The 14170-nt window shown below is 58.5% G+C and carries 11 protein-coding genes; 2 read left to right on the top strand and 9 right to left on the bottom strand.

Annotated features, from left to right (window positions below):
• Positions 1 to 27: 27 nt before the first annotated feature.
• From mgrA to RHM56_RS10595, 3 genes are read right to left on the bottom strand one after another with little or no spacing between them, the layout of a single operon-like run.
• Positions 28 to 1065, bottom strand: a complete 1038-nt coding sequence (gene mgrA / locus RHM56_RS10585) for an L-glyceraldehyde 3-phosphate reductase (protein ID WP_322241114.1) — start codon at positions 1063 to 1065, stop codon at positions 28 to 30.
• A 30-nt stretch (positions 1066 to 1095) separates the two neighbouring features.
• Positions 1096 to 2415, bottom strand: coding sequence for an LLM class flavin-dependent oxidoreductase (locus tag RHM56_RS10590; RefSeq protein ID WP_322241115.1), 1320 nt, complete (start codon positions 2413 to 2415; stop codon positions 1096 to 1098).
• Positions 2416 to 4662, bottom strand: coding sequence for a TonB-dependent receptor (locus RHM56_RS10595; protein ID WP_322241116.1), 2247 nt, complete (start codon positions 4660 to 4662; stop codon positions 2416 to 2418).
• A gap of 214 nt (positions 4663 to 4876) precedes the next feature.
• On the opposite strand from RHM56_RS10595, the gene RHM56_RS10600 reads away from it, so the two are divergent.
• Positions 4877 to 5917 carry a LacI family DNA-binding transcriptional regulator gene (locus RHM56_RS10600; RefSeq protein WP_322241117.1) on the top strand — a complete coding sequence of 347 codons (1041 nt, stop codon included), beginning with the start codon at positions 4877 to 4879 and terminating at the stop codon, positions 5915 to 5917.
• A 215-nt stretch (positions 5918 to 6132) separates the two neighbouring features.
• On the opposite strand, the gene ssuD is transcribed toward RHM56_RS10600, so the two are convergent.
• Together ssuD and msuE are read right to left on the bottom strand one after the other, a co-directional pair.
• Positions 6133 to 7275: an FMNH2-dependent alkanesulfonate monooxygenase gene (gene ssuD, locus RHM56_RS10605; protein WP_019409074.1), complete on the bottom strand. Its 1143-nt coding sequence runs from the start codon at positions 7273 to 7275 to the stop codon at positions 6133 to 6135.
• Positions 7276 to 7286: 11 nt separating this feature from the next.
• Positions 7287 to 7850, bottom strand: coding sequence for an FMN reductase (msuE, locus tag RHM56_RS10610; protein ID WP_322241118.1), 564 nt, complete (start codon positions 7848 to 7850; stop codon positions 7287 to 7289).
• Between the two features lie 414 nt (positions 7851 to 8264).
• Between msuE and RHM56_RS10615 the strand changes: the two genes are divergently transcribed.
• Positions 8265 to 9365 carry a polyamine ABC transporter substrate-binding protein gene (locus RHM56_RS10615; RefSeq protein ID WP_322241119.1) on the top strand — a complete coding sequence of 367 codons (1101 nt, stop codon included), beginning with the start codon at positions 8265 to 8267 and terminating at the stop codon, positions 9363 to 9365.
• Positions 9366 to 9446: 81 nt separating this feature from the next.
• Here the strand turns inward: RHM56_RS10615 and alr are convergent, their stop codons facing one another.
• From alr to RHM56_RS10635, 4 genes are all read right to left on the bottom strand, one after another.
• A complete protein-coding gene (alr, locus tag RHM56_RS10620; RefSeq protein WP_322241746.1) occupies positions 9447 to 10676 on the bottom strand; it encodes an alanine racemase in 1230 nt (409 codons plus the stop codon).
• A 266-nt stretch (positions 10677 to 10942) separates the two neighbouring features.
• On the bottom strand, positions 10943 to 12094 hold the full coding sequence (locus RHM56_RS10625) for an acyl-CoA dehydrogenase family protein (protein WP_322241120.1): 1152 nt from the start codon (positions 12092 to 12094) through the stop codon (positions 10943 to 10945).
• Positions 12095 to 12097: 3 nt separating this feature from the next.
• On the bottom strand, positions 12098 to 13204 hold the full coding sequence (locus RHM56_RS10630) for an enoyl-CoA hydratase/isomerase family protein (RefSeq protein WP_322241121.1): 1107 nt from the start codon (positions 13202 to 13204) through the stop codon (positions 12098 to 12100).
• Positions 13205 to 13353: 149 nt separating this feature from the next.
• Positions 13354 to 14124, bottom strand: a complete 771-nt coding sequence (locus tag RHM56_RS10635) for a 3-hydroxybutyrate dehydrogenase (RefSeq protein ID WP_322241122.1) — start codon at positions 14122 to 14124, stop codon at positions 13354 to 13356.
• Positions 14125 to 14170: the final 46 nt, after the last annotated feature.

Consider the following 14170-nt stretch of genomic DNA (forward strand, 5'->3'; position numbering starts at 1 on the left):
GCTCGTTTCCACAGTCAAACGGGTGGGTTACTCCGCCGTAGACGGTTTTTCCCAAAGATTAATCCCGCCTTCCAGTGCAAAGCGGTCGATTTCGGCCAGCTCTTCAGCGCTGAACGCCAGGTTCTTCAACGCCCCAACGTTCTCGATAATCTGCTCTGGACGGCTGGCGCCAATCAGTGCCGAGGTCACGCGCGGGTCGCGCAGGGTCCAGGCCAATGCCAGCTGGGCGAGGCTTTGACCACGGCGTTTGGCGATCTCGTTAAGTGCACGCGCATGGGCAATGTTGGCTTCAGACAAATGCTTGGCCTGCAATGAACCACCGCCCGGACGATTGACCCGCGCATCCGCCGGGATGCCATTCAGGTATTTGTCGGTTAGCACGCCCTGTGCCAGTGGGGTGAAGGCAATCACGCCAGCGCCCAGCGCTTCTGTGGTGTCCAGCAGGTCTTTCTCGACCCAGCGATTGAGCAGGTTGTACGCCGGTTGGTGAATCAACAACGGCACTTTCCACTCGTTAAGCAGCGCGGCTATTTCGCGGGTCTTGACCCCGGAGTACGACGAGATACCGATGTACAGTGCCTTGCCCTGTTGTACAGCGGTGGCCAGTGCGCTGGCGGTTTCTTCCAGTGGGGTGTCCGGGTCGAAGCGGTGCGAGTAGAAAATATCGACGTAGTCCAGGCCCAGGCGCTGCAGGCTCTGGTCGAGGCTGGCGAGGATGTGTTTGCGCGAACCGCCACCCTGGCCGTAGGGGCCGGGCCACATGTCCCAACCGGCTTTGCTGGAGATGATCAGTTCATCGCGGTAGTGCTTGAAGTCTTCACGCAGCAAACGACCAAAGTTGATCTCGGCGCTGCCGTATGGCGGGCCGTAGTTGTTGGCCAGGTCAAAATGGTTGATGCCCAGATCGAAAGCGGTGCGCAACAGAGCGCGCTGGGTGTCGATTGGCGTACTGTCGCCAAAGTTGTGCCACAGCCCCAGAGACAAGGCGGGCAGTACGAGGCCACTGCGGCCTACACGGCGATAAGGAATGGATTCATAGCGGTTTTCGGCAGCGATGTAAGTCATCGAATAGTCTCTGTCCAAGTGTAGTGAAGACTATGCATTCCGGTTGGCCGGACGCTTCAAGCCCAGATTTTCACGCAGTGTCGTGCCCTCGTAGTGAGTGCGTAGCAATCCGCGTTTTTGCAGTTCTGGTACCACCTCTTGCGCGAAGTCTTCCAGGCCGCCTGGCAAGTGCGGTACCAGAATATTGAAACCATCCGCAGCACCGTTTTCGAACCAGCACTGCAGTTCATCGGCAATCTGTACAGGGGTACCAATCAGGCTGTAGTGCCCTCGGCCGCCAGCAATCTTTCGGCCCAGTTCAGCGAGGCTTAGGTTCTCCCTGCCAGCCAGTTCGGTCAACAGCTTCTGCCGACTTTGTTGACCACTGTCGGTCAGCGGCAGTTCCGGCAATGGGCCGTCCAGCGGGTATTCAGACAGGTCAAAGTTGCCCAGCATGCGCCCCAGCAAGGCGACGCCAACCTGCGGTTCTACCAATTGCTGAAAGGCCTCGAATTTTTCTTGGGCCAGGGCTTGGCTGTCGCCGACGACCACAAACATGCCGGGCATGATTTTCAGCTCATCGGCACTACGTCCGTAACGCGTCAGACGGCCTTTGAGATCGGTGTAGAACGCCTGTGCATTGGCCAGCGAGGTCTGAGCGGTAAACACCACTTCTGCGGTTTGCGCCGCCAGCTCGCGACCGGCTTCGGACGACCCGGCTTGCACCACCACCGGGTGCCCTTGTGGCGAGCGCGCTACGTTGAGTGGACCCTTGACCTGAAAGTGTTCGCCGACGTGGTTAAGTACATGCAGTTTGTCAGGGTCGTAAAACACCCCGCTGGTCTTGTCGCGGACAAAGGCGTCGTCTTCCCAGCTGTCCCAGAGCCCAGTCACCACCTGGTGAAACTCGCGCGCCCGGCTGTAGCGTTCGGTGTGACCAAAGTGCTGCTCGCGGCCGAAGTTCATGGCTTCGGCGGCGTTGTCGGAGGTCACCAGGTTCCAGCCAGCACGCCCGCCTGACAGGTGATCAAGGGAGGCAAACTTGCGCGCCACGTGGTACGGCTCGTTGTAACTGGTAGTGGCCGTAGCAATCAGCCCGATGTGCTCGGTCACCGCGCTCAGGGCCGAGAGTAATGTCAGCGGCTCGAAGTGCACCGAATGCGCGGTGCGGCTGGCAATGTCACTGGGGGCGATGGCCACGTTGTCAGCCAGAAAAAGGGCATCGAAGCGGGCAGCCTCGGCAGTCTGTGCCAAACGCTTGTAATGGGCGAAATCGACCCCGGCATTGGCCGGAACATCAGGATGGCGCCACGCGGCAATGTGGTGACCGCTGGTCATCAGGAATGCGCCGAGCTTGATTTGACGGGCCATTTAAAAGTCCTTGCGCAGTTGAATGCCGAAGTAACGTTCGTCATCGCGTGGTACCGCACGGTAGATATAGTTGCCACCGCTGGCCAGCAGGGGCGAGTACGACGTGTTCGCCAGGTTTTTGCCCAGCACCGACACCCGCCAGCCGTTGCTGTAGTCGGCCAGAGCAACGCTGGCATTCCAGATGCCGTAGGCGCCTTGTTTGGTGTTGGGGTTCTGGCTGATGTCGTATTGCACTTCGCTTTGCCAGCCATAGTCTGTACCCAGTTCGATGTCCAGGCCGTTGTCCAGAGGGATGGTGTAGTCAGCGCGCACGTAGGTTTTCCAGTCCGGGCTGAAGGGCAGGGTCTTGCCGTTGACGTTGCACGAGGCAGCCGCACCGGCAGGGCAGGCAAATTCATCGATCCGGGCGCGGGTGTAGGCCAGGGCCCCTGAGAGCTTCAGTTGTTGGGTGGCCTGCAGGGCGTAATCCAGTTCGACACCCTCAGTGCTGACACTGCCTGCGTTGATCAAGCGAGTCACCACTTGCCCGGCAACGGTGTCGTAGAAGTTGGCCTGGTAGTTGTCGTAATCACTGTGGAAGATGGCGAGGTTGGCCGTCAGGCGATTGTTCCAGGTGCTGGTTTTGATCCCCAGTTCCCAGTTATTGGAGGTTTCGGGCTTCAAGGCCTGGGTGTCGCGTGGCTGCATGTTGAAGAACACGTTGTAGGCCGGACCTTTATAGCCGCGCGAGTAAGTCAGGTACGTGGTCACTGCTTCGCTCAGGTCGTACTGAACGCCAAGACGTCCGGACCAGCCGTCTTCATCAACCGAGCCGGAACTGCTGGTGGCGGGGTTGATGCCGCTGACCGCCGTAGCCGAGGTCGAGACCCGGCTGTGGTCATACTCCAGCCGGTCATGGGTGTAGCGCAGGCCGGCGATGCCGCGAAAGCGTGAGGTAAAGTTCAGCGTGCTTTCACCAAACACCGCATAGCTGTCGCTGGTGGTGCTGTAGTTGGCAATGCCTCGGTCCACGCGCGTGGTGGTGGTCAGCGTGCGCTGGTAAGTTTCATCGTCTTTGCCGTGCATGTAGAACAGCCCGCCGACGTACTCCAGAAACTCACCTTTGGGCGAGGCCAGGCGGACTTCCTGTGAGTACTGATCGAACGACAGATCACCTTTGTCGGCGGTGCCGGGGAAGGCGGCGGTGACGCTGCTCAGACGGTCGCCATCCTGATACTGAGTATTGTCCCAGCCGCGCCAGGCGGTGATCGAGGTCAGGGTGTAATCCCCCAGATTCCAGTCCAACTGGCCGGAAACCCCTTTGTTGGTGTCGTTGACGTGGGTGCGGGTGTCGGTGTTGATCTTGCGATTGTCGCTCGATGGATTCACCGGATTAAGGGCGCCCGTGAAGGTCGGGGCCAGCGACTGGGTCACCACGCCATTGGGCGCGTCATCGTGAGACTGCATGTAGTCGGCGATCAGGGTGAATTTCACGTCGTCGTTGGGCGTGAATTCCAGCTTGCCGCGGGCGCCCTTGTGGTTGTAGCCGTTGACCTCCTGGCCGTTGTTGACGTTGTCGACGTTGCCGTCATAACTGCCGACCAGTGCGGTGAATGAGCCTTTCAGGGTGTGGGGGATCAAACTGCCGCCAATCCCGAAGCGGGTGCGGCTTTCGTTGCCGCTGTAGTACGACTGATCAATGTAGCCGTGGGTCTCGGCGGTAGGCGCTTTACTGGTGATGTTGAGCACCCCGGCCGAGGCGTTTTTGCCGAACAGCGTGCCTTGAGGGCCGCGCAGTACTTCAATCCGGTCGAGGTCGAGCAGGTCCAGGGTTGACTGACCGGGGCGGGCATACACCACGCCGTCGATCACGGTGGCCACAGTCGGTTCAACACCCGGCGACGTAGAAATCGTGCCGACCCCGCGAACGAACAGCGAAGTGTCCTTGTTCGACGCGCCGGTTCGAAAATTCAGCGACGGCACTTGCTGGACGATGCTTGACACGCTGGTGCGGTTATCGCGTTCAAGTTGCTCGCCATCCAGCACTGTTACGGCGACCGGAACTTTTTGCAGCGATTCTTCGCGGCGGGTCGCGGTGACTGTCACAGATTTGAGTGTTGGCTCGGTGTCGGCACTGTCAGCGGCAAATGCGCCCGGCAATGGCAGCACCGTCAGCCCGGCGAGCAGCCAGCCCAAATGGGCGCGACGTGGCGTGGCGGCGCGGATTGACTGCGCCAGTGTGTGTGGGACCCCAGGAGTGTTGTGCATGGTTGTGCTCGAAAAAAATGCCCTGAACCGCTGCCGTTGTGGGTAGGCAGCACCTTTTCTGTGTCTGGGGCATTCGCTCGAGCGAGTAGCAGACAAACGTTGTTCTGGTTAACTTGTTAGCGCTAACATCGCCAGTATTGATACGCGCCACATAGATCGTCAAATACCTAAAAACTATTTTTATATACCTTTTGGTTTGGTTTAGAGATGCCATATGGATAAGGACAAACCCCGTAAACGACGTGGAGCAGGGCGGATCACTCTGAACGCCGTAGCGCGTGCAGCCGATGTGTCGGCGATCACTGTGTCGCGTTATTTCAACCAGCCGGAACAGGTCTCGCCTGAGCGCCGCGCGCGCATTGCTGCGGTGGTTGCCGAGCTTGGGTATGTGCCAAACCTGGTGGCCGGTGGTTTGGCCTCGGCGCGGGGCAAGATTGTCGGCATGGTTATCCCGAACATTTCCGGGCCGATCTTTGCCGATACCATTCAAGGGTTCAGCGACACCTTGAGCCGTCATGGCTATCAACTGTTGCTTGCTTCGAGTTACTTCAGCGTCGAGCAGGAAGAAAACGCGGTGCGGGCATTTCTTGGGTGGTCTCCGGCGGCGCTGGTATTGACCAGCCATTTTCACAGCCCTGCGACTGAAAAAATGATCGCCGAGACTGACATCCCGATCATTGAAACCTGGGACTACCAGCCCGAGCGCGAGCCGATGCAGATCGGGTTTTCGCATTACGAGGTGGGGGTTGCGGCGGCGCGTTACCTGCATGACAAGGGTTGTCGGCGCATTGCTTTTGTGCAGAACAGTGCGCCGGGGGATTTCAGCGCGCTGGAGCGCCGCGATGGCTACGCGGTCACCGTTCGTGAGTTGGGGCTCCAACCTTGGGTGTTTGCCCCGGACGCGAATCGAGCGCCTTTCGATGCGGGCAAACAGGCCATGCAAGCGCTGATGAGCGGCTCGTCGCGCCCGGACGCGATCATCTTTGCCAACGATAACCTGGCGGCCGGCGGCTTGCTGGCGGGGCAGCGGGCGGGTTTAAACATACCGGGTGATTGCGCGGTGCTGGGGTTTGGGGATTACCCGTTTGCCGGCATGTTGCTGCCGAGCTTGAGCACCATCAAACCGCCTGCGCTGGAGATCGGCGTACTGGCCGCTACCCGCGTGCTGCAAAGCCTTGGCGTATTGTCGATAGAAGGGCACGTGCAACGGCTCAATCTGCTGGATTGCCGTGTGATCGAGCGCGAAAGCGCGTAGGTACGAACTAGGATCTGTACGAAATGTTTTCGAGCGAAGGTTAGGCAAGGCGAAAACAGGCGAGGAAGCGGAGTTTACGGGTTGTAAATGAGCATTCCGAGCCTGTTTTCAACGCCGCATAACCGAGCGCAGATACATTTCGTACAGAGCCTAAGATCTATGGCGCGCGCAAAAAACGCATCGCTGTTGCCGCGCCCCATAGAATCGCCTACAGATTATTTCGCCTGGCCCGGCAATACGTCGTTGGCGATCATTTCGCCAAATGGCCCGGTCAGGTTGGTGATGCCGCGACCCGCCAGGCTGGCGTAGGGTTCAGGCAGTAACGGGAACACCAGTTCGGCGAAGCGGTAGGCTTCTTCCAGGTGCGGGTAGCCAGAGAAGATGAAGCTCTCGATGCCCAAGTCTGCGTATTCCTTGATGCGTGCCGCCACTTGTTGCGGATTACCCACCAGCGCCGTACCGGCGCCGCCGCGAACCAAACCAACGCCCGCCCACAAGTTAGGCGAGATTTCCAGGTTGTCACGGCGCCCGTCGTGCAGTGCCGCCATGCGCCGCTGGCCTTCAGAGTCAAAGCGCGAGAACGACTTTTGCGCCGCCGCGATGGTTTCGTCGCTGATGTGTTCGATCAGGGTGTCGGCCGCTTTCCAGGCTTCTTGTTCAGTTTCGCGCACGATCACGTGCAGGCGAATCCCGAAGCGTACGGTGCGGCCCAAGCGGGCGGCGCGTTCACGCACATCAGCGATTTTTTCGGCCACCGCGGCTGGCGGCTCGCCCCAGGTCAGGTACACGTCCACCTGTTCGGCTGCCAGTGCGTGGGCCGCTTCGGATGAGCCGCCGAAGTAAAGCGGCGGGTAGGGTTTTTGCACCGGCGGGTACAAGGCCTTGGCGTTCTGTACGCGCAGGTGCTTGCCTTCGAAATCCACCGATTCGCCTTGTAATACCCGACGCCAGATTTTCAGAAACTCGTCGGTCACTTCGTAGCGTTCGCTGTGATCGAGGAAGCTGCCGTCACCCCGGTTTTCATCCGGGTCACCGCCGGTCACCACATTGATCAGCACGCGCCCACCGGACAGTCGGTCCAGGGTGGCGGCCATGCGCGCCGAGACGGTCGGCGAAATTATCCCCGGACGAATCGCCACCAGATAGCGCAGGCGTTCAGTCAGCGGCACCAGGGCCGAGGCGATGACCCACGAGTCTTCGCACGAGCGCCCCGTAGGGATGAGGACGCCGTGGTAGCCCAGGTCATCGGCGGCTTGCGCCACTTGTTTGAGGTAGTTGAGCGTGACCGGGCGAGCGCCTTTGGTGGTGCCCAGATAGTGGCCGTCGCCGTGAGTAGGAAGGAACCAGAACACATCCATGAAAGAAGTCCTTAAGCGATTTTCAGCAAGTTTTTGGCAGACACGCCAAACAGCGGCGCGGCACGTTCTGCAGCAAGGCGGATGCGAGCCTTCAAGGGCTCACTGATTATTTGGTAATTGGCGAAGTCGGCTTCGGTGGCATACACGCCAATCGGCAGTGTCAGCGCCTGGAAAAACCCGAACAGCGGGCGCAGTTGATGTTCGAGCACCAGCGCATGTCGATCGCTGCCACCGGTGGCGGCCAGCAGCACCGGGGTGTCGATGAGGCCGTTGATGTCCACCAGATCGAACAGGTGCTTGAGCAGGCCAGGGTAGGAGCCGCGATAAACCGGCGTGGCAATGATCAGCAGGTCGGCGTTTTCAATGGCCTGAATCTCGGCCTCGACCTCGGGGCTCAGTTCCTGACGCGACAAGGCGCCACCGAGTTGCCGGGCAATGCTGCCCAGTTCAATCAGGCGGGTTTCGAGAGTGAGTCGGGTTTGCAGCTCATCAACAATGGCCTTGGCCAGAACCAGAGTGCGCGAAGGGCTGTACGCCCCTCCCGAAACGACGACGACTTGCAGCGCGTTAGGCATGTACGAATCCTTGGCTAATGACCAGCAGAATGTGGACAGATACTCCCTGTCAGCAATCTCCGTACCAAAAGCCCAAGCCCCGCAAACACGAGGGCTCCCATGGCTTGCGCAAGCCATGTGCTGTTGCTTGAGTGGTTAATTGCAGATTTGCTGTTTGATTTTCAACAGTTGCTGGGCGAACACTTGAGTGCTTGGAAGGGCCGATATCGGACATAGATTCGGACACAAACAATGGCCATAACGATCCCTTTTTGGCCTGCCTACCTCTGTGAGCCAACCCCTCTGTCGGCAAGAATCAAGTCAACTTCACAACCACCCAAGAGTTGTCTTCCAGACCCTTGCCCCTTTGCGGGCTGCTGCCGTGTACAGAACATAACAACTATCGATCTCACGCCAAAGATGGGGAACTCAACCATGAGCACTATGAAACGCTTACTCGGCGCCACGCTATGTGGGCTATCGCTACTGGCCTGCGCGGTGCAGGCCGAGCAGCGCGAACTGCGGGTGTATAACTGGGCGGACTACATTTTGCCGTCAGTGCCCAAAGACTTTGCCAAGGACACCGGGATCAAAGTGACATGGGATACCTTCGACACCAACGAATCGCTGGAAGCCAAGCTGCTGACCGGCAACTCGGGTTATGACCTGGTGGTGCCGTCCAATCAGTTCCTGGACACCCAGATCAAGGCTGGGGTTTTTCAAAAGCTGGACAAGTCCAAACTGCCCAACTGGCAACATCAGGACCCAGCTTTGCTCAAACTGCTGGAGACCAATGACCCCGGCAACCAGTACGCGGTGCCATACATGGTCGGCACGGTGTTGATCGGTTTCAACCCGGCCAAGGTCAAGGCGGCGCTGGGTGAGAATGCCCCGGTGGACAGCTGGGACCTGGTGTTCAAGCCCGAGAACATGGAAAAGCTGAAATCGTGCGGCGTGGCAATGCTCGATTCACCTTCGGAAATCTTGCCGCTGGCGTTGCACTATCTGGGGCTGGACCCGAACAGCCAGAACCCGGATGACTATGAAAAAGCCAAAGCGCTGATGTTGAAGATTCGTCCTTACGTCACCTACTTCAACTCAGCCAAATACATGACCGATATTGCCAATGGTGATATTTGCGTGGCGATTGGTTACTCAGGCAGCTTCTACCAGTTTGGCAATCGGGCCAAGGAAGCGGGGAATGGGGTCGTAGTGGATTGGCGCTTGCCGAAAGAAGGCGCGCCGATCTGGTTTGATACCTTCGCCATCCCAAAAAGCGCGAAAAATGTCGAAGAAGCGCATGAGTTCTTGAATACGTTGCTGGAGCCTAAAGTCATCGCCTCGATCAGCGATTTCTTGGGTTACCCCAATGCCAACAAGGATTCGATGCCGCTGATCAATAAAGAAATCACTGGCAACCCGAACCTGACCCCGACACCTGAAGCGTTGAAATCGCTGTATGTGGTACAGCCACTGCCGCAGAAACTTGAGCGTGTGCGTACCCGGACATGGACCAGCATCAAGTCGGATAAATAACCGACTTGCACAACAACCCGTAGGAGCGAGCTTGCCTCGCGATCTTTTGATCTTTAAAAGATCGCGAGGCAAGGGGTGGGTTTATTTATCGATCAGCACTTTCGGGTTGGAGTTGCCCCACACGGTGTAGAGGTCAGCCAGCAACGCGCCGTTGATGTCCTCTATCTCGGCCTGGCTGATTTCAGCCTTGCCTTGCTGGCCGAACAGCACCACCTCATCGCCGCTTTTCACGTCGGGTGCATCGGTCACGTCCACCATCAGGGTGTTCATGGAGACTTTGCCCACCACGGGTACGCGGTGGCCGTTGATCAGCACAATGCCTTTGTTGGTAAACGCGCGGCGATAGCCGTCGGAGTAGCCAACGGTGATGTTGGCCAGTTTCGAGTCGCGGCCCAGGGTGTAGGTGCGGTCGTAACCTACGGTGTTGCCTTTGGGGTAGCTGTTGACCGACGCCACGTGGGATTTGAACTGCATCACGCGTTTGTAGTCGGTGTGCGAAGGCACGGTGTCACCGAACAGCGCGCCGCCAGGGCGGACCATGTCCAGGTGCGACTCCGGCACTTCCAGGGTGGCGAACGAGTTGGCGGCATGCAGGGTGATTTTGCTGCGGTCCAGTTGGGCAACGTTCATCAGCCACTGCGCCTGCTGATTGAACGCCTTGAGCCCGGCGCGCACGTCGTCGGCGTCTTCAACGGCGAAGTGGGTCATGATCGCCCGTACTTCCAGATTCGGAACTTTGGTGATTGCTACGGCATCGCGACGACCTTGCGCGGTGGTCATTTCCACGCCGTTGCGGCTCATGCCACTGGAGTTCAGGCCTAAGTGCACCACCAGCGGGCGCCCGTGTTTTTCGGCAATCAGACTGGCCTTGACCGCGAAATCGAGGTTGCCGACCAACTCTTCCATGTTGTACGGCAGTGCAGCTTCCAGCTCGCTCAGGGCGGCGGTGCGCACGCGGATCAACTGGCCTTTATAGCCGCTTTCACGGACTACACGGGCTTCTTCGTTGCTCGCGACACCCACGCAAGGCACGCCGGTGGCGATGATCGATGGCATCAGCAAGCCAATCCCGTGACCGTAGGCGTCGGCCTTGAGTACGGCACAGATTTTCGATTGGCCGGCGAGGGTGTTTTTCAGCACCTGAATATTGTGTTCAAACGCAGCTTTGTTGATTTCGACCCAAGCGTTGCTGTCTTGGGTGTTCACCTGTGCGACGCCATTGGTCATTGTCAGAGGCGGTGCGGCGAAGGCCGGGGTTTGCAGCAATGTCATGCCCAACGAGAGGGCGAGCAGGGTGCGAGTAAAGGGCATCATCCGAGTTTCCATACTTTATTTTTAGGGAAGAGGGGTAAAGCGCGGGCGATACTAGGATCGGCGTATAGGAAAAGTCACTCCCCAGGCCGCGGATATGACCGAATGTGTCGTCATCCCGAATATGAACGAGCCATTCCAGAAGCGTTACAAGCGCCTTGTAGCGCGCTTAATAAACACTCAGAAGGCGGCACTCCCATTGGAGTGTGTTCACAGCACACCTCACACCGGGAGAGAGGTAGTGTGAGGGTGTTAGGCAACACGCGTCAGATCAGATAGTTCTTCAGCTCTCGAGCAATCACCATGCGTTGAATCTCACTCGATCCTTCATAGATCTGGGTGATTCGCGCGTCGCGGTAGTAACGCTCCACCGGGTAGTCCTCAAGGTAGCCATAGCCGCCATGAATCTGGATCGCTTTGGAGCACACAAACTCGGCTATTTCTGACGCAAACAATTTGGCTTGCGAGGCTTCGGACAAGCACGGCTTGCCCGCGCTGCGCAAGCGCGCGGCGTGCAAGATCAGCAGGCGGGCAGCATTCAGGCGGGTTTGCATGTCGGCCAGCATGTTGGCCACGCTTTGGTGCTCAATGATGGCTTTGTCGAACTGAACACGGTCGCGGGCGTATCCCAGCGCTGCCTCAAAAGCTGCACGGGCAATGCCCAGGGCTTGGGCGGCAATACCGATGCGTCCGCCTTCCAGGTTAGACAGGGCGATGGCCAGGCCTTTGCCACGCTCACCCAGCAGGTTGGCTTCTGGCACACAGCAGTTGTTGAGCGTTACGGCGCAGGTGTCCGAGGCGCGAATACCCATTTTGTGTTCGGTTCGGTCAACGATAAAACCAGAAGTCGCGGTGGGGACCAGAAACGCCGAAATGCCTTTTTTACCCAGTTCCGGATCGGTTACCGCGAAGACAATGGCCAGCTTGGCGCGTTTGCCGTTACTGACAAATTGCTTGGCGCCGTTGATGACCCATTGGCCGTCACGCAACTCGGCGCGAGTGCGCAAGTTGTGCGCTTCGGAGCCGGCCTGCGGCTCGGTCAGGCAAAAGCAGCCGATGGATTGGCCGCTGGCCAATTCTGCGAGCCAGGTTTCTTTTTGCGCCTGGCTGCCGTATTTGAGGATCGGGCCGCAGCCCACCGAGTTGTGAATGCTCATCAGTGCGCCAGTAGCGCCATCACCGGCAGAGATTTCTTCCACCGCCAGCGCATAAGCCACGTAGTCGACATAGGTGCCGCCCCATTCTTCAGGGACGATCATGCCAAGCAGTCCGAGTTCGCCCATCTTGGCGATCAGTGCGTCGTCGATCCAGCCAGCCTTTTCCCAGGCTTGAGCGTGGGGCGCAATTTCGCCACGGGCAAAATCACGGGCCATGTCGCGGATCATCACTTGTTCTTCAGTCAGTTCGAGGTCGTGCATGGCTCAAACTCCGCTCTGTTTGAAGTCTGTGAAGAAGCTCGCGACATGCGCCGAATCGAGTTCATGCAGGGTTGGTGGATTCCAGTGTGGTGTTTTGTCCTTGTCGATGATCAGCGCCCGCACGCCTTCGATCAGGTCGCCGCGATCAAACCACTGACGGTCCAGGTGCAGTTCGAGGGCGAAGCACTGTTGCAGATCAAGTGTGCGGCCGTGACGAAGCATTTCGAGTGTGACGGCCATGCCCAACGGCGAGCGGGTCTCCAGCAGGTTGGCGGTCTCGGTGGCCCATTCGCGGTATTCAGGCGCGGTCACCGTGCGTAAGTGGGAGACGATGTCGGGCACGCTGTTGAGGGCGAACGCCTCATCAATCAGCGGTCGAAGTGTGGCCAGTGGGGCATCGGGCAAGGTGTGTACGGCAAAGCTGGCCAACAGGGACTTGAGATCTTCGAGCGGCGATTGCTGCCACTGGAGGTTATCGAGGCTTTGGTCCAGCTCAGCCAGTTTGCTGCTGTCGGTGTACCAGTCAGCCAACCCGCAATACAACGCATCGCTGGCACGAATCTGCACGCCGCTGACGCCCAGGTACGTGCCCATTTGGCCGGGGGTGCGCGTCAGGAAATAACTGCCGCCCACGTCCGGGAAATAACCAATCGCCACTTCTGGCATGGCCAGGCGGCTGCGTTCGGTAATCAGGCGCAGGTCTGAGCCTTGTGCCAGACCCATACCGCCGCCCAGCACGTAGCCATCCATCAGTGCGAGCACCGGTTTGGCATAGTGATGAAGGGTCAGGTCGAGGGCGTATTCCTCTTCAAAGAAGATTGTGTGCAGGGTGTCATTGTTTTTATAACTGTCGTACAGCGAGCGAATGTCGCCGCCTGCGCAAAAGGCCTTTTCGCCTGCGCCACGCAACACGACTGCTTTGATATCGGTATCTTGGGCCCAGGTATTGAGATGCTGTTGCAGGCTGCGGACCATTGGCAGATCTATCGCGTTAAGGCCGCTGGGACGATTCAGAGTCAGGTGGCCAATGTGGTTACGGACCTCGGCCAGTACCGTACTGTGGGGCGGCTCGACATGCTGTGTCGGTGAGGATGAAACCTGAGCAGTCATCACTAACTCCCTGCTGTGCATTATTTTTAGAATGTATTCGCGTTCGAACGATGGCCGATGCTAACAGTGCAAATTTGCCAATTACAACCCGGATACGTGCAGGGTTGGTGTGCGTTTTTGCATGGCAGAGACGTAGCGATGTTGGGTGCTTATTGCGCCAGCCATCCGCCATCGACATTCCAGGCTGCGCCGCGTACCTGACTGCCAGCTTCACTGCACAAGAACAGCACCAGTTCGCCCAGTTGCGGTGGGGTAACGAACTCTAGCGAAGGTTGTTTCTCGGCCAGCAGGTCGTGCTGCGCTTGATACGGATCAATGCCTTGGCTGATGCGCTGGTCAATCTGCTTTTGGACCAGAGGGGTCAATACCCAGCCGGGACAAATGGCGTTGCAGGTGATGTTGCTGGTGGCGGTTTCGAGGCCCACGACTTTGGTCAAACCGATTACGCCGTGTTTGGCGGCGACGTAGGCCGCTTTGCCGACCGATCCGACAAGTCCGTGTACCGAGGCGATGTTAACGATACGGCCCCAGCCGCGTTTGCGCATGCCGGGCAGGGCGAGGCGAGTGCTGTGGAAGACCGAGGACAGGTTGATTGCGATGATTGAGTCCCAGCGCTCTACCGGGAACTCTTCGACGCTGGCCACGTGTTGAATGCCGGCGTTATTGACCAGAATGTCGAGGCCGCCAAACTCGCGTTCGGCATAAGTGATCATGTCGGCGATTTGCGCGGGGTCGCTGACATCTGCCGGGTGGTGGCCAACCTTCCCACCCAATTGTTGCAGTTCGGCAATGACTTTGCTGGCGTCGCCAAAACCGTTGAGTATCAGATCGGCGCCAGCCTTGGCCAGGCTTTGGGCAATGCCCAGGCCAATACCGCTGGTGGAACCGGTAACCAAGGCAGTTTTACCTTTAAGGCTCATGATCAATTCCTCAGGTGAGACACGGTAGGTTCATCAATGAGGAAAC

Origin of the sequence: Pseudomonas sp. CCC3.1 (assembly GCF_034347405.1) — a bacterium.
Taxonomy (GTDB): Bacteria; Pseudomonadota; Gammaproteobacteria; order Pseudomonadales; family Pseudomonadaceae; genus Aquipseudomonas.

What these genes read in the sequence shown, in the direction of transcription:
- mgrA (WP_322241114.1), bottom strand. Translation starts at nt 1,065, where the DNA reads ATGACTTACATCGCTGCCGAAAACCGCTATGAATCCATTCCTTATCGC.
- RHM56_RS10590 (WP_322241115.1), bottom strand. Translation starts at nt 2,415, where the DNA reads ATGGCCCGTCAAATCAAGCTCGGCGCATTCCTGATGACCAGCGGTCAC.
- RHM56_RS10595 (WP_322241116.1), bottom strand. Translation starts at nt 4,662, where the DNA reads ATGCACAACACTCCTGGGGTCCCACACACACTGGCGCAGTCAATCCGC.
- RHM56_RS10600 (WP_322241117.1), top strand. Translation starts at nt 4,877, where the DNA reads ATGGATAAGGACAAACCCCGTAAACGACGTGGAGCAGGGCGGATCACT.
- ssuD (WP_019409074.1), bottom strand. Translation starts at nt 7,275, where the DNA reads ATGGATGTGTTCTGGTTCCTTCCTACTCACGGCGACGGCCACTATCTG.
- msuE (WP_322241118.1), bottom strand. Translation starts at nt 7,850, where the DNA reads ATGCCTAACGCGCTGCAAGTCGTCGTCGTTTCGGGAGGGGCGTACAGC.
- RHM56_RS10615 (WP_322241119.1), top strand. Translation starts at nt 8,265, where the DNA reads ATGAGCACTATGAAACGCTTACTCGGCGCCACGCTATGTGGGCTATCG.
- alr (WP_322241746.1), bottom strand. Translation starts at nt 10,676, where the DNA reads ATGCCCTTTACTCGCACCCTGCTCGCCCTCTCGTTGGGCATGACATTG.
- RHM56_RS10625 (WP_322241120.1), bottom strand. Translation starts at nt 12,094, where the DNA reads ATGCACGACCTCGAACTGACTGAAGAACAAGTGATGATCCGCGACATG.
- RHM56_RS10630 (WP_322241121.1), bottom strand. Translation starts at nt 13,204, where the DNA reads ATGACTGCTCAGGTTTCATCCTCACCGACACAGCATGTCGAGCCGCCC.
- RHM56_RS10635 (WP_322241122.1), bottom strand. Translation starts at nt 14,124, where the DNA reads ATGAGCCTTAAAGGTAAAACTGCCTTGGTTACCGGTTCCACCAGCGGT.